The following is a 19,691-nucleotide window of genomic DNA, read 5'->3' on the forward strand; positions in this document are numbered from 1 at the left end:
TCCTTCCGGGATTGCGCTGGACGAATTCGTCAGCTTTACTTAGATAACCATATAGCTAGGACGTCTAGCTAATCACAGCTCAAGGAGAATGATGCAGAACCCGAGTGCATCGACTACAGTGCGACGCTTCCCGCGCGGCCCGATGATCTGGTCGGGCGTCGATCGCGTCATCGCGTGCGACCGCGACGGCGACGTCGTCGGGACGTTCGATTCGATCAGCGACGCCCGGCGCGCGCTCGCCGGCGCCGCCCGTCGCCGCCTCCCCCTCTTCGCGCCGCGGCCCCGCTACGCCCGCAGCGCCACGTGACGGCACGCCCATGACGTCGGACGACCACCAGCGCAGGGAGACCGCGGCCGCCGGTCGCGGTGAGGACGCCTCCTCGGGTTACTGGTATCCGCAGCACGCCGGCGCGACGAGCGTGGACGTCCTCAATCTGCTCCGCCGCTACCGCGAAGCGGAGTCCGAGATGCGGTCGCGGACGCGCTCGTCGATGAGCATGAACGAGACCGACCTGATCGCCCTCCGCTACCTGCTCAAGGCGCAGATGGAGGGTCGCGTGGTCCTGCAGCGCGATCTCGTCCGCATCCTCGGCGTCACCTCCGCCTCCGTCACGGCACTCGTCGACCGATTGACCAAGAGCGGACACGTCACACGCGAACCGCATCCCAATGATCGCCGCGCCGTCATCGTCGTCCCCACGGTGGACAGCGACAACGAGGTGCGGGAGACCCTCGGGGGGATGCACCAGCGGATGATCGCCCTCGTCGACGACCTCGACGAGAACGAGCTCGCCGCCGTCGCGAAGTTCTTGAGCGGCATGGTCACGGCCGTGAAGGCGTCGCAATCCCTCGACGAGGAGTTCCGTGAGGTCGTTCGCGAGCACCAGGCGGGCGGTCGTGACGGCGCCGTCGACGGCACGGACGCCTGAGCGCCCGGGCGACGACAGGGCTCAGATCGCGACGCGGACGCCGCGGCGGGACGCCCGACCGATGAGACGGCACGCCACATAGATCGCGAACGAGATCGTCGTGATGTACGGGCTGATCGGGAGCGAGCCCGCGATGGCGAGGAGGATCCCCGCCACGGCGGAGAACAGGCCGAAGACGCTCGCGAGGACCGGCACGAGCACGGGAGACGCCGAGACACGCAGGGCCGCAGCCGCGGGCGTGACGAGCAGAGCCATCACGAGGAGGGCCCCGATGATCTGCACCGAGACCGCGACGATGAGTCCGAGCAGGACCATGAAGGCGAGCGCCACGAACCGGCTCGGTACACCGCGCGCCGCCGCAACGTCGGGGTCGAGGGAGTCGAACGTCAGGGGGCGCCAGAGCAGCAGGAGCGCCACGAGGACGACGACCGAGATACCGACGAGCCACGCCAGTTGCGGTGAATCGACCGCGATGATCTGGCCCGTCAGCAGGCTGAACTTGTTCGCGCTGCGCCCGGGATAGAGCGCAAGGAAGAGGATCCCCAGGCCGAGGCCCGCGGGCATGAGGACGCCGATGATGGAGTTCCGGTCACGCGCCCGCGCGCCGAGCAGCCCGATGAGCACCGCCGCGATGAGCGACCCGACGAGCGAGCCCGCGACGACGTTGACGCCGAGCAGGAGCGCGGCCGCGGCACCCGCGAACGAGAGCTCGCTGATGCCGTGCACGGCGAAGGCCATGTCGCGCTGCATGACGAAGACGCCGACGAGGCCGCCGACGAGGCCGAGGACGGCTCCCGCGATGATGGAGTTCTGGACGAGGCCGAGCAGCTGGACGTAGGTGTCGAGATCGATCACGCGTGGATCCCCGGGTGTTCGTCCGGATGGTGGTGGTCGTGCGCGTGTGTCTCGGCCTCGGGCACTCCCACGACGACGACGCGTCCGTGCGAGCGGAACACGTCGACGGGGGATCCGTAGAGCCCGCTCAGGACGTCGCCGTGAAGCACCTCGTCCGGCGTCCCCTCGCGGAAACGCCCGCCCGCGAGGTAGAGGATGCGATCGACCTTGTCGAGGATCGGGTTGATGTCGTGGGTCACGAACAGCACGGCCGTGTCATGCTCGCGCCGACGCCGATCGATGAGCTCCGACACACCGCGCTGGTGCGCGAGGTCGAGGCTCAGGAGGGGCTCATCGCACAAGAGAAGCACGGGGTCGTCGGCGAGCGCCTGACCGACGCGCAGCCGCTGCTGCTCGCCGCCGGAAAGACTCCCGACCGGGCGATCCGCGTATGACGTGGCCCCCACCGAGGCGAGGAGTTCGTCGACGCGCTCACGTTCTCCGCGACGCGGAAGCGGAAGGCCGAAGCGGTGACCGTTGACGCCGAGCGCCACGAGATCGCGCGCGCGGAGCGGTGTTCCGGGCGGTACGAGCTTCTGCTGGGGGATGTACCCGCTCCGGCGATCACCGCGGCGGACCGGAGCGCCTTCCAGGAGGACGCGGCCTGAATCGAGCGGCTGCTGACCGAGGACGGTCTTGAGGAGACTCGTCTTGCCCGACCCGTTGGGACCGAGGACTGCGACGAACTCCCCCGGCTTCACCGCGAGGTCGAGTCCGCTCCACAGCGTCCGTTCGCCGAATCCGAGCGAGGCCCGCTCGAGCCGAAGGACGTCGGTCCCGTCCCGTCGCTCGTCGTCCACTCGTCCATCCAACACCCTCACGGGGTGCTCGTGTGCACGGGGTCCCGCCGGGGCGGTCATCCGATGGCGTCGGTGACGGCCTCGAGGTTCGCGGTCATCCAGCCGACGTAGTCGTCGCCCTCGGGAAGCGTCTCGGTGAAGTCGACGACAGGAACGGACGCACCCTCGGCCGCCTCGAGCACACGCTCCGTCTCGGGACCGGTGGTCTGGGCGTTGTAGGCGAGGAGGGCGACCTCGCCGGACTCGAAGAGATCGAGCGTCTCGGCGAGAACCGCGGGCGACACATCCGTGCCCTCTTCGATCGCCTCGCTGAAGGCGTCGGGGGTCACGTTGACGAAACCGGCCGACTCGAGGAGGTAGAGCGGGACGGGCTCCGTGATGGCGACGCCGTCGCCGTCGTGCTCGGCGGCGACGGCGTCGGCCGCAGCTGTCACGGTGCCGAGATCCTCGGCGAAGGCCTCGTAATTCGCCTCGAACGTCTCCGCGTTGCCGGGGTCGATCTCGCCGAGCTCGTGCGCGATCTCGTGGGCGAGCGCGTCCATCGCGTCGATGCTGTACCAGACGTGTTCGTTGAAGCCCTCGATGTGGTCGTGCTCGGCGTGCTCCTCACCCTCGGCGTGCTCGTCCTCGGCATGCCCCTCGCCCTCCGCGTGCTCGTCGTCGGCGTGGGCGGTGCTCTCCTCGCCGGGGATGAGGCCGGACAGCTCCGAGGCGTTGAGGACGACCAGATCCTCGGCGCCGGCCGCGTCGACGAGCGTGTCGACGAACGGGTCGTACCCGCCGCCGTTCTCGATCACGAGAGCGGCGTTCGAGACGGCCAGCTGATCCTGCGCGGTCGCCTCGTACGAGTGCGGGTCCTTCGCGCCGGAGTCGATGATGCTCGTCACCTCGACGACGTCGCCGCCGATCGTCGCGGCGATGTCGCCGTACACGTTCGTGGACGCGACGATCGACACGCCCGTGGCGCCGCCCTCATCTCCTCCAGTCGACGGACCGCTCGCAGCACAGCCCGAAAGGACGAGCGCGGTGGCGGGAACGGTGAGGAGGAGAGCGGAGAGACGTCGGGTCATGCCGACGAGTCTACCTGCTATTGACATTCATTATCAAAATACCTCGAGGACCGGCGGGGGCATTCAACTCGCATCGGTCCTCGTGGGCGCCACGTAGGTCAAGGATTCAGTCGCGTACCGCCGCGGCGAGCTTCGCCGGGATCTCCCCTGCCGTCATCCGTGCGCCGTAGGCGGGCTGGTCGCGCTCGAAACGCCAGCTGTCGGCGAGCGGCCCGGCGTCCACGGTGTCGAAGCCGAATTCATCGAGCAGGTGCGACACGAGGTCCTTCGCCTCGGCGTCGTCTCCCGCGATCGGCAGAGCCCTGCGGTCAGGCGAGCCCGCGGGCAGTCCGGCGGTCGTGAGGTCCTTGGCCATGATGTTGTTGACGGCTTTCACGACGCGCGAACCGGGCAGGTGCGCCTGCAGCATCTCCGAGACCGTCGTGGACGCCTCATCGAGCTCGGTGATGTGCCCGTCCCGCTCGAAGTAGTAGTTGTTCGTGTCGATGACGACCTTGCCGTCGAGCGGCTCGACCGGCACGGCCCTGTATGCCTTGAGGGGCACCGTCACGACGACGAGGTCGCCCGCCGCGCCCGCTTCGGCCGGCGTCGCGGCTCGCGCCTGCGGCCCCAGCTCCTCGACGAGGGCCGCGAGCGTCTCGGGACCGCGCGAGTTGCTCATGACGACCGAGTACCCGTGGGCGACCGCTAGTCGAGCGAGCTGTCCGCCGATGTTCCCGGAACCGATGAAGCCGATGGTGGAGAGTCCTGTGTTCGTCATACCGCCAGTGAACGCGATCGTGCGGGAACGCATTCCCTGCCGCACCGTGTTCCGTCGCCACCCGACCCCGGGCAGGAACAAGACTGATCGCATCATCCTCCGAGGCGAAAGCGGCACCATGACATCGACCCTCACGACGCCGCGCGGCGACCGCGTCGCCGACGACTTGTACGGCGAGAGGCCCGAAATCCTCGACATCGAGCGGGAGCTCGAGGCGATCACCGCGCTCATCGACCTCGTCGGGGGCTCGGCCGTCCTCCGCGGCCACTCCTCCGGCGGGTCCATCGCTCTCGCCGCGGTGGCGCGCGGGCTGTCCGTCGCAGGCCTCGCCCTGTGGGAGACGCCCATCGCGGGAGACCCCGTGGCCGCGCGGGCGTTCGAGTTCGTGCACCGAGATCACCGTCCCCGTGCAAGCGATGCACGGGGACGGAGACCTTCGACGAGATAATCGCCGCTTCCGCCGACATCGTGGAGCCGGTACCCGCCGCGGTGAAGAAGATCGTGCCCGGAGCCCGTCATTCGTGGGGGCCCGCTCCCATGGCGGAGGAGCTCGCACGGTTCACATCGCGTCCTTCGCCGCCTTGCGCGAACCCAACCCCGCGAACGACGAAACGGGCGGCCCTGGTGGGGGCCGCCCGTTTCGTCGTCGGTCGAGGTCAGCTCGTGAGACCGTCGACGTAGTCCTGGTTGTCCTCGATCCACTGCTGCACGATGGGGCCGTAGTCGTCACCGTCGTAGTCGACGAACATGGCCTGCTCGAGCGAGTAGAGCGTCTCGAGATCCATCTCGAAGCCACCCATCCAGTCGGCGACCTCGGGGAACTCGTCGGCGAAGTCGGCCTTGCCGTAGCTGTGGAGCGATTCCGTGCCGCCGAGGGCACCCTCGGGGTCCTCGAGCTCCTTCACCGGGTAGGCGGTGTTCGCCCAGTGCGGGTCCCACAGCGTCGCGACGATGTTCTCGCCCGACTCGGTCGCGGTCTGCAGCTCGGTGAGCATCGCGGCGGTCGAGGAGGTCACGAAGCTCATGTCCTCGAGGCCGTAACCCGGGATGACCTCGTTCTCCATGGCCATCGTCAGGCCCGCACCCGGCTCGATGCCGACGATCGTGTTGCCGAAGAGGTCGGCGTTCTCCGCGAGCTCGGCGAGCGAGTCGATCGGCGCGTCCTCGTTCACCACGACGGTGAGCTTCGACTCGTCGTTCCACGCGCCGAGATCCGTGATGTCGTCGCCGAACTCCTCCAAGTAGGAGGCGTGCGTTCCGGGCAACCACACGTCCGTCGTCATGTCGTAGTCGCCGCTCGAGAGGCCGGCGAAGACCGGTGCGACATCGGCGTACTCGAGCTCGACGTTGTAGCCCTGCTCCTCGAGCACGGCCTTCCAGAGCTCGCTCGTCGCGACGGCTTCGTCCCAGCCGTTGAAGACGGCGATGGTGATGTCCTTCGATTCCTCGGCCGAGCCTCCGCCCGCCGAGTCGGTTCCGCCGGCGCAGCCGGCGAGTCCGAGAAGTCCTGCGGTGGCGACCGCCGCGATGGCGATCCTGCTGTTCTTCTTCATTGTTTCCTTTCGTCCCCGCGGGTTCCGGGGGTTGGGGGTTCGGGGGCGGTCTCAGCCGCCGACGGTCGGCGCCCGGCGGGGGCCGCCCGAGACGACCCCGTCCGCTTCGGTCCGCGCGTCGTCAGGGGCGGCTGGCTTCTCGTCGACCGAGGTCCTCTTCGCCGAACGCCGCGCTCCACGGGCACCAAACGATGCCGTGACACGGTCGAGGAAGATCGCGAGGATCACCACGGAGAGCCCGGCTTCGAAACCGAGGCCGATGTCGATGCGGTTGAGGCTCGCGACGACGTCGCCGCCGAGTCCGCCCGCTCCGACCATGCCCGCGATGACGACCATCGACAGAGCGAGCATGATGACCTGGTTGATGCCGGCCATGATCGTGGGCAGAGCGAGCGGAAGCTGGATCTGGCGCAGGATGCGACCTGGCGATGCACCGAAGGCCTGGCCTGCCTCGACAACCTCGCTGTCCACGCCACGGATGCCCAGCTCTGTCAACCGGACACCGGGCGCCATCGCGAAGATGATCGTCGCCACGATCCCGGGCACCACTCCCACGCGGAAGAGGATGAGCGCCGGGATCAGGTAGACGAACGCCGGCATGGTCTGCATGAAGTCGAGGATCGGCTTGATGATCGTCGACGCCGTCTGGGAACGCGCCGCGAGGATGCCGAGCGGGACGCTGAGGATCACCGCGATGAGACTCGCCACGAGGACGAGGGCGAGAGAGTCCATCGCATTCGCCCACTGGCCGACGAGCTGGATCACGAGGAGCCCGAGCACGGATCCGACGGCGAGCCGCCACCCCTTCACGAAGAAGGCGAGGACCGCCGCCACGATGATGATCGCCCAGAACGGCGGAGCCGAGAGGACGGAGTCGACGCCGTCGTACAGGCCGAGGAAGATCGTGCGGAGCACGTCGAAGAGGGGCTGGAAGATCTCGGTGAGGACGTCGACGGCGTCCTCGGCCCAGTCTCCGATCGGCAGACGGAGGTCGTTCATGCTTGGCTCCCCTCGATGGTCGCTTCCGCCTCGTCGGCGAACGAGGCCGTCTGGCGGAGCGTCTCCGTCATGACGGCGACGGGGACCGTCGGCGCCGGACCGACCACGGAGAGCTCCGAGGTGATCGCGCTGCTCGTCACGTTGCCGAGGGCGGCGAGGAGCGTCACGCGCGGGATCGCTCCAATGAGACGACCCGCGTCGTCGACGACCGCGACCGGAAGAGGGCTCTCGGCGGACGGCTCGAACAGATCCACGAGATGCTGCTCCCCCGTGACCGTGGCTGCATCCTGCCGGACGATCGGCATGAGGTCCTTCTCGCCGCGTTTCACGAGCTTGAGCGCGTCCGTGTCGTGAACGACGCCGAGCAGCTTCCGGCCGTTGCCGACGACGAACACCGCGGAGGTCTGGAGATCGCGCATCGTGCGCAGTGCCGCCCGGGGGCCGGCCGTGGCCGACAGGACGGAGCGAGCCGGTTCCATGACACCGGCCGCGGTCAGGACACGGGCGCGATCGACGTCCTGCACGAACTGGGCGACGTAGTCGTTCGCCGGGTCCGTGAGGATGTCGTCAGGTGTACCGAGCTGCACGATGCGACCGTCACGCATCACGGCGATGCGATCTCCGAGGAACATCGCCTCGTTCAGGTCGTGGGTGATGAAGACGATCGTCTTCCCGAGCTCGCGCTGGAGCTCCACGAGCTGCTCCTGCATCTCGCGCCGGATGAGGGGGTCGAGCGCGGAGAACGCCTCGTCCATGAGGAGGATGTCGGTGTCGGCCACGAGAGCGCGCGCCAGACCGACGCGCTGCTGCATGCCTCCGGACAATTGCCCGGGGAGCTTGTCCTCCCAGCCGGACAGGCCGACGCGCTCGATCACGCGCTGGGCTCGCTCGTGCCGCTCGGCGGCGGGGATGCCCTGGACCTCGAGGCCGTATGCCGCGTTGTCGATCACGGTGCGGTGCGGAAGAAGCGCGAAGTGCTGGAAGACCATCGAGACTTTGGTGCGGCGCACGTCGCGCAGCACCGCCTCCGACACCCCGGTGATCTCGGTTCCGAGCACATTGACCGAGCCGGACGTGGGTTCGAGGAGGCCGTTCAGCATGCGGATGAGCGTCGATTTCCCGGAGCCCGACAGTCCCATGACGACGAAGATCTCACCGACCTTCACGTCGAAGCTCGCGTCGATGACGGCCGCCGTTCCGAAGCCGGTGACCGATGAGCGTTCGGCGCCGTTCGCGAGCCGTTTGACCGCTTCCCTCGGGCGACGCCCGAACACCTTGTAGATCCTGTCCGCCCTGATGGCGACGTCGTTCGTCACTGATTCTCCGAAACGCGCACGGCGACTCGCCCCGCGGTTCTCCTGGTCTCGCCCGGGCCGAGGCACGTATGCGTTCGCCACTCCCATCGAGCCGTGACGGCGCGCAAACTCCTCAAACGGATGTTCCGGCGCTCCGATCACGGCGAATCGGGACGATCGCTGGTTCGGTCATGGGACCGAACCGACGCCCTCGCCATACGATCGCGGGATCCCGTCGATAGGGCGTCCCGTGCTCTCGCGGACTCAGCTTCCGACCCTCACGGGCCTCGCCAACGCTAACGCGGCTTCGCGACGAGCGCGAACCGGAGGCCGGTCATGATCCCTCGAATGAGGCCTCCACGGCGACTCAGGGGGCCTGACGGATTCTCCGGAATGACCGCCTCACCAGGCCATTGATCGATCGTTGCGGATTCGTTACGAGAATTCCTCACCGGGTATGGGTTTGCGGGTCCCCGACCGCCCCCAGCCACACGCGCGGAAACGATCGAGGAGCACCCGTCACTCGAGGAGGAGCGCCGGTTCCTCGATGATCGAGGCGACGTCGGCGAGGAAGCGGCTCGCCACGTCACCGTCGACGACGCGGTGGTCGAACGATGCGCCGAGCGTCGTCACGAAGCGCGGACGGACCTCGCCGTCGACGACCCACGGCTTCTGCTTGATGGTCCCGAGCGCGACGATCCCGACCTCGCCAGGGTTGAGGATCGGCGTTCCCGTGTCCATCCCGAAGACACCGATGTTGGTGATCGTGATGGTGCCGTGCTGCATGTCCGACGGGGGCGTCTTGCCGTCGCGCGCCTCGAGGGTCTTCTGCTCGAGCGCCTTCGCGAGTTCCAGGAGGCTCATCGCTTGCGCGTCCTTGACGTTCGGAACGAGCAGTCCGCGCGGCGTGGCGGCCGCGAAGCCGAGGTTGACGAAGTGGTGGACGATGATCTCTTCGTCCGTCCAGGTGGCGTTGACCATCGGGTTGCGCCGGACCGCCCAGATCATGGCCTTCGCCATGACGAGCAACGGCGAGACCTTCACGCCCGCGAAGTCGGGCGAGGCCTTGAGGCGCCGCGTGAACTCCATCGTGCGTGTCGCGTCGACGTCGACGAAGAGCGACACGTGCGGTGCGCTGAACGCACTCGACACCATCGCGTTCGCGATCGCCTTGCGGACGCCACGAACCGGGATGCGTTCCTCGCGACTGTCGCCCCACTCGGGCGTCTCGATGTTGCGGAAGACGCTCGCCTGGCTGGCCTTGCGTACGACGTCGTCACGCGTGATCTCGCCTGCGAGGCCGGTGCCCTCGACCTCGGCGAGGTCGACGCCGAGGTCGCGCGCGAGCTTGCGGATCGGCGGTTTGGCGATGACGGGTCCAGCGGCCGCGGCGGGCACGGAGGCCGGCGGGGTCGGTCGCCGAGCGGCGATCCCCTTCTTACGGCGCGACGTGGCGTGTCCGCCGGTCCCGTAACCGACGAGGACCGAGCCCTCGCCGTCTTCGGCGGGAGAGACCGAGGAGGCGGCGTCCGTCGCGGCCTGCTCGACGTCGTTCGACGGAGCGGCCGGGACCGTCTCGGGAGCGACGGCTCCTGTAGTGGCCGCGGACGCCGACGCGGCGGACTCCGGCGTGCTCGCTCCGGAGGCCGTCTCGACCGTGAGGATCGGCGAGCCGACCTCGACGGTCTGGCCCTCCTCCGCGAGCACCGAGCCGATGACGCCCTCGAACGGCGACGGCAGCTCGACGAGCGATTTCGCGGTCTCGATCTCGACGATCACCTGGTTGACCTCGACGCGGTCGCCCGGAGAGACGTGCCACGACACGATCTCGGCCTCCGTGAGGCCCTCGCCGACGTCCGGGAGGGTGATGTTCTGCTCGCTCATGCTGTTGCTCCTGAGGTCGGGACTAGTAGGCGAGGGCGCGATCGACGGCCTCGAGGATGCGGTCGGCGTCGGGCAGGAAGACGCCCTCGAGCTTCGCGGGCGGGAAGGGCACGTCGAAACCGGAGACGCGCAGGACGGGCGCCTCGAGCGAGTAGAAGGCGCGCTCGGCGACCGTCGCGGCGATCTCGGACCCCACCGAGACGTTGCCGGGCGCCTCCTGCGCGACGATCAGTCGGCCGGTCTTCCGCACGCTCTCGAGGATCGGCGCGTAGTCGATGGGCGCGATCGAGCGGAGGTCGACGACCTCGAGGCTGATGCCCTCTGATGCGGCGAGTTCCGCCGCCTGGAGCAGCACGCTCACCATGGCGCCGTGCGCGAGCACGGTGACGTCGCTGCCCGTTCGGACGACGCGGCTCGAGTGCAGCGGCACCGCCGGCGCGGCGAGGTCCACGGCGCCCTTCTGCCAGTAGCGACTCTTGGGCTCGAAGAACATGACGGGATCGTTCGCCGCGATCGCCTCCTGGATCATCCAGTAGGCGTCGTGCGGAGTGGACGGGCTCACCGAGCGGAGGCCGGCGGTGTGGGCGAAGTACGCCTCGGGGCTCTCCTGGTGGTGCTCGACCGCGCCGATGTGCCCGCCGTACGGAACGCGGATCACGATGGGGAACGCCTGGGCGCCCTCGTGCCGGTTCGTGAGCTTCGCGAGCTGCGTCGTGATCTGGTCGAATCCGGGGAAGATGAAGCCGTCGAACTGGATCTCGCACACGGGACGGTACCCGCGCATCGCGAGCCCGATCGCCGTTCCGACGATGCCGGACTCGGCGAGCGGCGTGTCGAGCACGCGGTGCTCGCCGTACGTGTTCTTGAGTCCTTCGGTGACGCGGAAGACGCCACCGAGCGTGCCGATGTCCTCACCCATGAGCAGAACGCGCTCGTCCGCGGCCATGGCGGCGGCGAGCCCGGCGTTGAGCGCCTTCGCCATCGGCATGGTCTGGAGTTCGCTCGTCGTCGGTGTCGTGACGGTGCCGACCTCGGTCATCGTGCGTCGCCCCCTTCGAGGCTCTCCTCGTAGCGTCCGAGCCACTCGAACTGCTCGGCAGTGAGCGGGTGCTCATCGGTGTAGACGTTCTCGAACATGAGCTCGGCCGGCGGCGATTCGAGGGCGAGCGTGCGTCTCCGCGTATCGGCCGCGAAGTCCTTCGCCTCAGCGGCGACGCCGTCGAAGAACGCGTCGGCCGCGCCGCGACCACGCAAGTACGCCTGGAAGCGCGCGATCGGATCGCGAGCGACCCACGAGGCCAGTTCGTCGTCCGTGCGGTACTTCGTGGGGTCGTCGCTCGTGGTGTGCGCGCCGATCCGGTAAGTGAGCGCCTCGACGAGTCGCGGGCCGCCGCCTGCGCGGGCCTCGTCGAGGTTCTTCGCCGTGACGGCGTAGCTCGCGAGGACGTCGTTGCCGTCGATCTGAACGCTCGGGATGCCGAAGCCCTCGCCGCGTCGGTAAAGGGGGGTACGCGACTGTCGCGACACGGGCACGGAGATCGCCCAGTGGTTGTTCTGCAGGAAGAAGACCTGCGGCGTCTGGTAGCTGGCCGCGAAGACGAACGCCTCGCTCACGTCGCCCTGGCTCGTCGCGCCGTCACCGAAGTACACGACGACGGCCTGGTCGTTCTCCGGGTCGCCCGTGCCGAACGCTCCGTCGAACTGGATCCCCATGGCGTAACCGGTCGCGTGGAGCGCTTGCGAGCCGATGACGAGGGTGTAGAGGTGGAAGTTGCCGTTCCTCGGGTCCTTCGGGTCCCAGCCTCCGTGCGTCAACCCGCGCAGCATGCGGATGACGTTCATGAGGTCGATACCGCGGACCATGCCGACGGCGTGCTCGCGATAGGACGGGAAGATGTGGTCCTGGGGGCGCATCGCGCAGGCGGAGCCGACCTGAGCGGCCTCCTGGCCGTGGCTCGGGACCCAGAGCGCGAGTTGACCCTGCCTCTGCAGGTTGCCGGCCTCGACGTCGAACGCGCGGACCATGGCCATGTCACGGAACATGCGCTGCAACGCCGCGTCGTCGAGTCGCTCGACGAACGGTGCGTACTCCTCGGCGCCGACGTTCGGGGCGAACGTCCCGTCGGGTGCGAGGAACTGCACGGGGGAATCCGCCACCATGCGGGTCACGTCAGTCAACTCGATCCTCCGTACGTCTTGCGGGGTGGTCGGTGGGAAGGACCTCGACGATCTGCCTCGCCGCGGCGACGATACGCCCGACGGCGTCCTCCTCGCCAACGGACACGCGAACCCCGTCGCCGGGGAACACGCGCGCGACGACGCCGTTCTCGACGAGGATCTCGCCGGCCCTGGTCGCTTCGTCGCCCGCCGGGATCCAGAGGAAGTTGCCGTGGGCCTCGGGCACGGCGATGCCCACGGCGCGGACGTCGTGCGCGAGGGCGTCGCGGAGGCTCGCGAGGGAACGGACACGCTCGAGCAGCTCCTGCTCGAGACCGAGCGACGCGATGGCCGCACGTTGCGCCGGCTCGGTGACGGAGAGCGGGATGGCGGCCGCCCTGGCGGCGTCGAGCACGACCGCCGGACCGACGGCCCAGCCGATGCGCAGCCCGGCGAGTCCGTAGGCCTTCGAGAAGGTCCGCAGCACCACGAGGTTCGGGCGGGACCCGACGAGCGCGAGCCCGTCGACAGCGCCGGGGGCCGTCACGAATTCCGCGTAGGCCTCGTCGAGCAGGACGAGCACGTCGGACGGGATCCGGTCGAGGAAGGCGTCGAAGTCGTCGGCCGGGACGACCGTTCCCGTGGGGTTGTTGGGTGAGCAGACGATCACGACGCGGGTCCGGTCCGTGACGGCGGCCGCGATGGCGTCGAGATCGTGGGAGTGGTCCGGCCGATTCGGCACCTGTACGCTCGTCGCGCCGGCGACCGTGACGAGACCGGGGTAGGCCTCGAACGACCGCCACGCGTAGACGACCTCGTCGCCGACCCCCGCCGCCGCGGTGATCAGCTGGCTGAGGAGGGCGACGGATCCTGCTCCCACGTGGACCTCGTCGACGCTCACGCCGAGCCGGGCAGCGAGTACTTCTCGCAACTCGAGCGCCGAGGCGTCGGGGTACCGGTTCACGGCCGCGGCCGCGACGACCGCTTCGAGGACGCCCGGAAGAGGTGGGAAGGGGTTCTCGTTGCTCGACAGCTTGAACGCGTCGGCGCCGGCGGGCTTCCCCTGCCGGTAGGGGGGAGTCGCCAGGATCTCCGGACGGAGCTTGACCATCGGCTGCTCGGGGGATGTCACCTTTCGAGTGTAGACGCGCGGCCCATAACCGGTCCGGAATACCCGCCGCGTCGCTTCCCCGGCACCACGAGGACGCGGGCGCGTGCACCACCCGGACGCGGAACGCGAGTGGCGCGCGCTCCCGGCCCCGTGGGATAGTGGCCGCATGGGCGGACTACTCCTTCGCATCGTGATCAACGCCGTCGCGATCTGGCTCACCACACTCATCGTGGCGGGGGTCTCCGTCACCCCGTGGACCGGCGGCGACTGGGTCGCCACGGTGGTCACCTATCTCATCGTCGCGGTGGTGTTCGCGCTCGTGAACAGCATCGTCGGCACGGTCATCCGCATCGTGGCCTTTCCGCTCTACATCCTCACCCTCGGCCTCATCTCGTTCATCGTGAACGGCCTCCTGCTCATGCTCGTAGCCGCGATCACGTCGCTCTTCGGTTTCGGCCTCCAGGTGGACGGCTTCTGGTGGGGAGTGCTCGGAGCCCTCGTCTTCGCCATCATCAACGGGATCTTCAACCTCATCCTGCGGCCGCAGCTGCGTTCACGGGACTGACGGAGGATCACGGAGGGCCGCGCCCACGCGTCGTCCGTTCCGACCGCGTGGCACGGTGACCGCGAGGGCTCATCGCAGTTCACGGTCGGCTCGGTAGTCGGTCGCCGCCCCCGACGCGCCGGTGGCCACCGAACGCATGAACGATTCACGGAATTCGACGAGCCGCTGGTCGCCGGACCTGTCTATGAGGTCGGCCGTGCGGGCGTACTCCTCGATCGAGTGCGCGCTCAGGAGAGAGTCGCCCTCCTGCTCTCGCGACAGCGTGTCGCGCGAGACGACGGTGCGTGAGTCGTCGGCGGGAGCCTGACCCGCGAGCGCGGGCACGAGATCATCGGAATGCTCGACGACGACCGTGGGCACGCCGTCCGCGGCGGGAATCTGCGCGGACGGCGCCCCGAAGGTCACGAGCGAGTCGACGGCGTAGTCGCCGCTCTCCGCCAGAGCGGCCGCGACGAGCCCGCCTTGCGAGTGCCCCGCCAGGGTGACGGGCTCGTCGGCTCCCACGCCGGCGTCCGTCATCGCCTGTTCGACCGCACGGTAGGCGGCGCCGTCCTCCCCTGCCATGGTGCCGATCGCGGATTCGAGATCGAACGGCTCCTCCGATTCACCGACACCGAACTCGACGGTACTGCCGACGTAGACCGCCCACGCGCGGTCTCCCTCGGGACCCTCGTACTTCTCGATGCGGATCTGCGGTTGGCCGGGAGCGTTCGCCGGGATCCGGGCGGCGATGTCGGCGACCGTGCTCGGCGCCGTGATGGGCCGGGTGCCTCCGACCGGGGCGACGGAGACCGGGGTGTCGACGACTCGCGTCGTCGCCGCGACGAGCGGAGAGGAGACCACTCCGACGAGACCGGTGTCGACCGCTCGACGAGGAAGGCGGAGCGCGCCGGCGACGACGTCGTCGGATGCCGAGACCGCCGCACGGACGAGGCCCACTGCGGCGGGGTTGGCGACGTAACGCGAATTCGCCCCGATCCATGAGCCGAGGTCGGCACCGAGCGTCACCACCGCTCTCCTCGAGACGGGGTGGGCCCACACGACACCGGCGGCGACGAGGGCGGGGATGACGACGGGCAGTGCCGAGCTGGCGAGAGGCGCGATGAGCGCCGGCAGCGCGCGCGTCGCGAGGAAGCCCACCGCCCGACCGGCGAGACCACCCACCCAATCGACGAGCGAGTTCGCCACCCGGTCCGCTGTGCCGTAGGCGGTGGCCGCGACCGCGGCGGCGGCTCCCACCCTGGCGGCCTGATCGGACGCTCGCTCGAGCGCCGCCCCCGCCGCCAGGAGGTCGCTGCGCGCGAAGTCGTACGCCGCCGCCTGGGGCACGGCCTCGACGACGGCCATGGCCTCGCGCACGTCGAACCGCCAGGCCGACACGGTGGCCGCGAGCATGTCGAGGTACATGGCGCGTTCGCGGATCTGGTCGGTGTCGACGCTCGAGCGGGCTCCGGAGGAGACCTCGATGCCGGTCAACGCGCGGCCCCCACCGGCTGCTCGACGGGCACGACGGCGGCGAGCGCGAGGAGTGCGCGGTCGATCGCGTCGATCGCTCGGGCGAAAGCCCGCCGGGCCGACGTGAGTTCCTCGGAGATCTCGGTGAGACGGGCGCGGAAGAGGTCGGCGGCGATCGAGTCCCAGTCGTCCGGATCGGCCCGGGCCGTCACCTCGCGTGCCGATGCACTGGCGAGAGCGTGCAACCGGGCGACGGCCCAGCGCTCCGCCCTCAACGACTCGCGAACCCTTTCGAGCCCTTCTCGGGTGAACTCGGACATGTTCCTCCTTCTCGCCGGACCGCCCGGCCGCTCCACTCTCCGCGGAACGGCGCGGATGACGCGCGCCCGTTCGTTGCACCGGGGACGAGAGAGCGGGGCTTCACCCTTTGGACGACGAGTAGAGGCGTCCTCAACGCGGCTCACTCTGTGCACGGCGCGCGGCGTGGTCCACAATGAGCGGATGGACTTCGACGGCCCGACGACGAAGACGGTGCAACCCTTCCGGATCTGCTTCGTGTGCGCAGGGAACATCTGCCGATCACCCATGGCGGAGATCGTGTTCGCGAGCCTCGCCGAGCGTGCCGGACTCTCCGCACACGTGAGCGTCGCCTCAGCCGGGACCGGCGACTGGCACGTCGGCGAGCAGGCCGACCGCCGCACCATCGCGGCCCTCCGCCGGCGCGGCTACGACGGCACAGCTCATCGAGCCCGGCAGTTCGAGGCGGAGTGGTTCGGCGGCTTGGACCTCGTCGTGGCCCTCGACCGCAGCCATGAACGCATCCTGCGATCGTGGGTGACGGCCGAGGAGGACCGCGGCAAGATCGGGCTCCTGCTCGGGTTCGACTCCGCGCAGGAGCGCATCGGGGACGTCCCGGACCCCTACTACTCCGACGATCGGACCTTCGACGAGGTTCTTGGGATGATAGAGCGAGCGTGCGTCGCACTCTTCCGCCAACTCCAACCCGCCGTCCGTCAGGGAGCAACACAATGACCGCACTTCCCCCTCAGCCACTCAGCCCCCTCGACGGTCGGTACCGCGCCGCCGTCACGGAACTCGGCGAGCACCTCAGCGAAGCGGGGTTGAACCGGGCGCGAGTGCACGTCGAGGTCGAGTGGCTCATCTTCCTGACCGACCGGTCGATGTTCGGGTCAGCTCCGCTCGACGGTGCACAGCGCGATGCGCTCCGCGCGCTCGTCCGCGACTTCGGGCAAGCGGAGATCGACGAACTCGCCGCCCTCGAAGCGACGACACGCCATGACGTGAAGGCCGTGGAGTACCTCGTCCGCTCGCGGTTGTCGGCGCTCGGACTCGACAGCATCGCCGAGCTCACCCACTTCGCCTGCACGAGCGAGGACATCAACAACCTCTCCTACGCCCTCACGGTCTCCGCCGCCGTCCGCGACGTGTGGCTTCCGAAATACCGCGGAGTCATCGAGAAGATCTCGGCGCGCGCCGTCGAGTTCCGCGACGACGCGATGCTGTCGCGGACCCACGGCCAGCCGGCCACGCCGACGACGATGGGCCGCGAGCTCGCCGTCACCGCCCACCGCCTCACCCGCATCGCCGCTCAGGTCGAGTCGACGGAGTACCTCGGCAAGTTCTCGGGCGCGACCGGCACGTTCTCGGCCCACGTCGTCGCCGATCCCTCCGCAGACTGGCCCGCCCTCTCGAAGGAGTTCGTCGAGGGTCTCGGGCTCACGTGGAACCCGCTCACGACGCAGATCGAGTCGCACGACTGGCAGGCGGAGCTCTACGCGCGGGTCTCGCACGCGAACCGCGTGCTGCACAACCTCGCGACGGACATCTGGACCTATATCTCCATGGGGTACTTCCGCCAGATCCCGCAGGCCGGCGCCACGGGGTCCTCGACGATGCCGCACAAGATCAACCCGATCCGCTTCGAGAACGCCGAAGCGAACCTCGAGCTCTCGTCGGCCCTGCTCGACTCGCTCGCGGCGACGCTCGTGACCTCGCGACTGCAGCGTGACCTGACCGACTCGACGACCCAGCGGAACATCGGTGTCGCCCTCGGACACTCGCTCCTGGCCCTCGACAACCTGACCCGCGGCCTCGGCGAGATCGACCTCGATCGCGCGGCTCTCGCCGCCGACCTCGACGTCAACTGGGAGGTGCTCGGCGAGGCCATCCAGACGGTCATCCGCGCCGAGGTCGTCGCGGGTCGATCCTCGATTTCCGACCCCTACGCGATGCTCAAGGAGCTCACGCGCGGCAAGCGCATCGGGCACGACGACCTCGCGGCCTTCGTTGAGCGGCTCGACATCGGCGACGAGGCGAAGGCCCGGCTGATGGCGCTCACCCCCGCGACGTACATCGGCGTCGCGTCCGATCTCGTCGACTACCTGCCGTAACGGCTCTCTCGCACGCCGAGATCACGGAAGGCCGCCGGGACCCCGACCATTCGAGGTTCCGGCGGCCTTCCGTCGTTCGTGTCATCGATGAGAGCGGTCGGCGGCGCTCCGACCAGCACCGACTCAGTGCGGAGAAGAGGGCCCGTCCTGCTCCGCGATGTCGCGCTTCTCCTCGTCCGTCGGCGCGATCGACAGAGCGAACATCGCGAGGAGCACGAGGGCGACGATGAACGCGATCCCGAAACCGATGAGGGCGATGACGATGTCACGCGTCGACATGAGGGCGATGACCCCCGTGAACAGACCCATCCCGGCCGCGAGGGCGAGGAGTTCGAGGGGCTTCAGCACGTCGCGCATGCTGGGACGGCTGGAGCGGCTCACGGCGTGACCTTTCCGGTCGGACGGGAACCGCCTTCGGCGGCTCCGCGGTGGCGCTCGCCGCGCAGCGTGAACGCGCCGATCGCGAGGTAGGCGGCGACGATGGCCGTGTAGGCGCCGAAGAGTCCAACCGCCATGATCGAGGTCGTCATGGTGCCGGAGACGCCCTGAGCACCCGAGTAGTTCGTCGTGAAGTCCGGCGGGACCGCGAGGAACACGATCGCGAGGAGGACGGTGAGTCCTCCGACCGTGCTCCAGTCGCGCGCGAGCGGAGTGCGGGAGCGACCGAGGACCCCGGCGACGAGCTCGAGCAGCCCGGACAGCAGCGCCCACGCGACGACGAGGTACACGTACGCGGGGGGCGTCGGAGCGAGGATGGCGAAGCCGAGGGCGGCGATGGCGGCGAGCCCGGAGACGGCGGCCTGCCCGAGGAAGAGTCGGCGTGACGCCGCGTCGTCACCGAGGCGGGCCGCTCCGAAGACGCCGCCGAGCACACCTGCGCCGAGGACGAAGACGCCGAAGACGAGGAGCCCGAGCATGCTGGAGTGGTCGAGCGAGAATGTCGTCACGAGAGCCACGACGGCCGCCACGACCGCGCGCACGAGCGGGACCGGCCAGTAGGCCTGGGCGATTCGACTCGGAGAACCGAGGGGCGCGCCGTGATCGACGTCGGCGGGGTGAGCCACGGTCAAGGCCTCTTTCGGTGGGTTCTGCGGAGCCCCTCCAGTCTACGCGGTCGCCCAGAGAGGCGAGACCGGCGCCCGCCGCCGCTCCGGCTCAGACCCCGTAGAGCTCGCCGACCGGCACCGGGACGGCGAGGACGTTGCCGGGTTGCGCGAGCGGGCACGCCCAGGCCGGGTCATACGCGCACGACGGGTTGTAGGCGAAATTGAGGTCGATCACAAGGGTCTGCCGCTCGGCGTCCAGCCCGAGATCGGCTCCCTTGATCGTGTCGAGGAGGTAACGACCGCCGCCGTAGGTCCCGCCGGGTTTCCCGGCGAGCGCGTCGCGCACCGGCACGAAGAGCCCGCCGCCGTACGTCATGAGCCGCCACACGTCGAGGGAGCCGACGTCGGGGATCTCGACACGTCCGAGGCGCTCGAACGGGACGACCCCGTCCGTTCCCGTCGGGAACTCGAAGCCGGCGGGCTCGGCCGGAACGATGGGCAGATCGAAACGCCAGGTCGGATCGTACGGAGCGATCGGGAGGCCGTTGAAGCGCTCCCGCTCGTCGCCCTGCAGCGGACTCGCGGGGTGGCCGCCCATGAGCTCATCGCGTCCGCGGCGCCACAACTCGTGCGCGCTCGCCGGGTCGTCCTCGTTCCGAATGGTGTCATAGAGGGCGAACACTCGACGTCGCCAGTCGGCGACCTCGAGGGCGGTACGAGCACGCGAATCGGTCATAGGGCTCAGGCTACGCCGCCCTCCGG

Annotated in this window: 22 protein-coding genes; 6 read left to right on the plus strand and 16 right to left on the minus strand. The window is 69.2% G+C overall.

The window, feature by feature from the left end; genetic code table 11:
* The first annotated feature begins 91 nt into the window (after nucleotides 1-91).
* Nucleotides 92-307 (plus strand): hypothetical protein, encoded by a 216-nt coding sequence (locus tag ELQ90_RS09915; RefSeq protein WP_128495090.1) that lies wholly within the window; start codon nucleotides 92-94, stop codon nucleotides 305-307.
* Nucleotides 308-317: 10 nt separating this feature from the next.
* Nucleotides 318-929 carry a MarR family winged helix-turn-helix transcriptional regulator gene (locus ELQ90_RS09920; RefSeq protein WP_128495091.1) on the plus strand — a complete coding sequence of 204 codons (612 nt, stop codon included), beginning with the start codon at nucleotides 318-320 and terminating at the stop codon, nucleotides 927-929.
* Nucleotides 930-950: 21 nt separating this feature from the next.
* Here ELQ90_RS09920 and ELQ90_RS09925 read toward each other — a convergent pair whose 3' ends face one another.
* From ELQ90_RS09925 to ELQ90_RS09940, 4 genes are all read right to left on the minus strand, one after another.
* Nucleotides 951-1,784, minus strand: a complete 834-nt coding sequence (locus tag ELQ90_RS09925) for a metal ABC transporter permease (protein ID WP_128495092.1) — start codon at nucleotides 1,782-1,784, stop codon at nucleotides 951-953.
* Nucleotides 1,781-2,623, minus strand: a complete 843-nt coding sequence (locus tag ELQ90_RS09930) for a metal ABC transporter ATP-binding protein (protein WP_243696110.1) — start codon at nucleotides 2,621-2,623, stop codon at nucleotides 1,781-1,783. The genes ELQ90_RS09925 and ELQ90_RS09930 overlap by 4 nt, the downstream gene beginning before the upstream one ends.
* A 56-nt stretch (nucleotides 2,624-2,679) precedes the next feature.
* A complete protein-coding gene (locus tag ELQ90_RS09935; RefSeq protein WP_128495094.1) occupies nucleotides 2,680-3,693 on the minus strand; it encodes a metal ABC transporter solute-binding protein, Zn/Mn family in 1,014 nt (337 codons plus the stop codon).
* A 106-nt stretch (nucleotides 3,694-3,799) separates the two neighbouring features.
* The gene (locus ELQ90_RS09940) at nucleotides 3,800-4,453 is read right to left on the minus strand and encodes an NADPH-dependent F420 reductase (RefSeq protein WP_128495095.1); all 654 of its coding nucleotides are present in this window, start codon (nucleotides 4,451-4,453) and stop codon (nucleotides 3,800-3,802) included.
* Nucleotides 4,454-4,571: 118 nt separating this feature from the next.
* Between ELQ90_RS09940 and ELQ90_RS09945 the strand changes: the two genes are divergently transcribed.
* Entirely contained in the window at nucleotides 4,572-4,901 is a 330-nt protein-coding gene (locus ELQ90_RS09945) for an alpha/beta hydrolase family protein (RefSeq protein WP_128495096.1), read from the plus strand.
* 208 nt (nucleotides 4,902-5,109) lie between these two features.
* Here the strand turns inward: ELQ90_RS09945 and ELQ90_RS09950 are convergent, their stop codons facing one another.
* The 7 genes from ELQ90_RS09950 to ELQ90_RS09980 form a co-directional block, all read right to left on the minus strand.
* Complete coding sequence (locus tag ELQ90_RS09950) at nucleotides 5,110-6,006, minus strand: glycine betaine ABC transporter substrate-binding protein (RefSeq protein ID WP_128495097.1); 897 nt, start codon at nucleotides 6,004-6,006, stop codon at nucleotides 5,110-5,112.
* Between the two features lie 51 nt (nucleotides 6,007-6,057).
* Nucleotides 6,058-7,005, minus strand: coding sequence for an ABC transporter permease (locus ELQ90_RS09955; RefSeq protein WP_128495098.1), 948 nt, complete (start codon nucleotides 7,003-7,005; stop codon nucleotides 6,058-6,060).
* Nucleotides 7,002-8,321 carry a quaternary amine ABC transporter ATP-binding protein gene (locus tag ELQ90_RS09960; protein ID WP_243696111.1) on the minus strand — a complete coding sequence of 440 codons (1,320 nt, stop codon included), beginning with the start codon at nucleotides 8,319-8,321 and terminating at the stop codon, nucleotides 7,002-7,004. The genes ELQ90_RS09955 and ELQ90_RS09960 overlap by 4 nt, the downstream gene beginning before the upstream one ends.
* A 498-nt stretch (nucleotides 8,322-8,819) precedes the next feature.
* Nucleotides 8,820-10,184 (minus strand): dihydrolipoamide acetyltransferase family protein, encoded by a 1,365-nt coding sequence (locus tag ELQ90_RS09965; RefSeq protein ID WP_128495100.1) that lies wholly within the window; start codon nucleotides 10,182-10,184, stop codon nucleotides 8,820-8,822.
* Between the two features lie 22 nt (nucleotides 10,185-10,206).
* Nucleotides 10,207-11,223, minus strand: coding sequence for an alpha-ketoacid dehydrogenase subunit beta (locus ELQ90_RS09970; RefSeq protein WP_243696112.1), 1,017 nt, complete (start codon nucleotides 11,221-11,223; stop codon nucleotides 10,207-10,209).
* Nucleotides 11,220-12,344 (minus strand): thiamine pyrophosphate-dependent dehydrogenase E1 component subunit alpha, encoded by a 1,125-nt coding sequence (locus ELQ90_RS09975; RefSeq protein WP_128495226.1) that lies wholly within the window; start codon nucleotides 12,342-12,344, stop codon nucleotides 11,220-11,222. Before ELQ90_RS09975 ends, ELQ90_RS09970 begins: the two co-directional genes overlap by 4 nt.
* 10 nt (nucleotides 12,345-12,354) lie before the next feature.
* Nucleotides 12,355-13,452 (minus strand): histidinol-phosphate transaminase, encoded by a 1,098-nt coding sequence (locus tag ELQ90_RS09980; protein ID WP_128495227.1) that lies wholly within the window; start codon nucleotides 13,450-13,452, stop codon nucleotides 12,355-12,357.
* A 166-nt stretch (nucleotides 13,453-13,618) separates the two neighbouring features.
* Here ELQ90_RS09980 and ELQ90_RS09985 point away from each other — a divergent pair, with 166 nt between their 5' ends.
* Complete coding sequence (locus ELQ90_RS09985) at nucleotides 13,619-14,017, plus strand: phage holin family protein (protein ID WP_128495101.1); 399 nt, start codon at nucleotides 13,619-13,621, stop codon at nucleotides 14,015-14,017.
* A gap of 69 nt (nucleotides 14,018-14,086) precedes the next feature.
* Here the strand turns inward: ELQ90_RS09985 and ELQ90_RS09990 are convergent, their stop codons facing one another.
* Nucleotides 14,087-15,493, minus strand: a complete 1,407-nt coding sequence (locus ELQ90_RS09990; protein WP_128495102.1) for a lipase family protein — start codon at nucleotides 15,491-15,493, stop codon at nucleotides 14,087-14,089.
* A complete protein-coding gene (locus ELQ90_RS09995) occupies nucleotides 15,490-15,792 on the minus strand; it encodes a hypothetical protein (RefSeq protein ID WP_128495103.1) in 303 nt (100 codons plus the stop codon). The genes ELQ90_RS09990 and ELQ90_RS09995 overlap by 4 nt, the downstream gene beginning before the upstream one ends.
* A 181-nt stretch (nucleotides 15,793-15,973) precedes the next feature.
* Between ELQ90_RS09995 and ELQ90_RS10000 the strand changes: the two genes are divergently transcribed.
* On the plus strand, nucleotides 15,974-16,504 hold the full coding sequence (locus tag ELQ90_RS10000; protein ID WP_208020619.1) for a low molecular weight protein-tyrosine-phosphatase: 531 nt from the start codon (nucleotides 15,974-15,976) through the stop codon (nucleotides 16,502-16,504).
* A complete protein-coding gene (purB, locus tag ELQ90_RS10005) occupies nucleotides 16,501-17,883 on the plus strand; it encodes an adenylosuccinate lyase (RefSeq protein ID WP_128495104.1) in 1,383 nt (460 codons plus the stop codon). The genes ELQ90_RS10000 and purB overlap by 4 nt, the downstream gene beginning before the upstream one ends.
* A gap of 123 nt (nucleotides 17,884-18,006) precedes the next feature.
* Here purB and ELQ90_RS10010 read toward each other — a convergent pair whose 3' ends face one another.
* The 3 genes from ELQ90_RS10010 to ELQ90_RS10020 all read right to left on the minus strand — a co-directional run bounded on the left by ELQ90_RS10010 (nucleotide 18,007) and on the right by ELQ90_RS10020 (nucleotide 19,665).
* Entirely contained in the window at nucleotides 18,007-18,264 is a 258-nt protein-coding gene (locus ELQ90_RS10010) for a hypothetical protein (protein WP_128495105.1), read from the minus strand.
* The gene (locus tag ELQ90_RS10015) at nucleotides 18,261-18,947 is read right to left on the minus strand and encodes a hypothetical protein (protein ID WP_128495106.1); all 687 of its coding nucleotides are present in this window, start codon (nucleotides 18,945-18,947) and stop codon (nucleotides 18,261-18,263) included. The genes ELQ90_RS10010 and ELQ90_RS10015 overlap by 4 nt, the downstream gene beginning before the upstream one ends.
* A gap of 91 nt (nucleotides 18,948-19,038) precedes the next feature.
* On the minus strand, nucleotides 19,039-19,665 hold the full coding sequence (locus ELQ90_RS10020) for a DUF1684 domain-containing protein (RefSeq protein ID WP_128495107.1): 627 nt from the start codon (nucleotides 19,663-19,665) through the stop codon (nucleotides 19,039-19,041).
* Nucleotides 19,666-19,691: the final 26 nt, after the last annotated feature.

The sequence above is a fragment of the Labedella phragmitis genome (assembly GCF_004078635.1).
Lineage (GTDB): Bacteria > Actinomycetota > Actinomycetes > Actinomycetales > Microbacteriaceae > Labedella > Labedella phragmitis.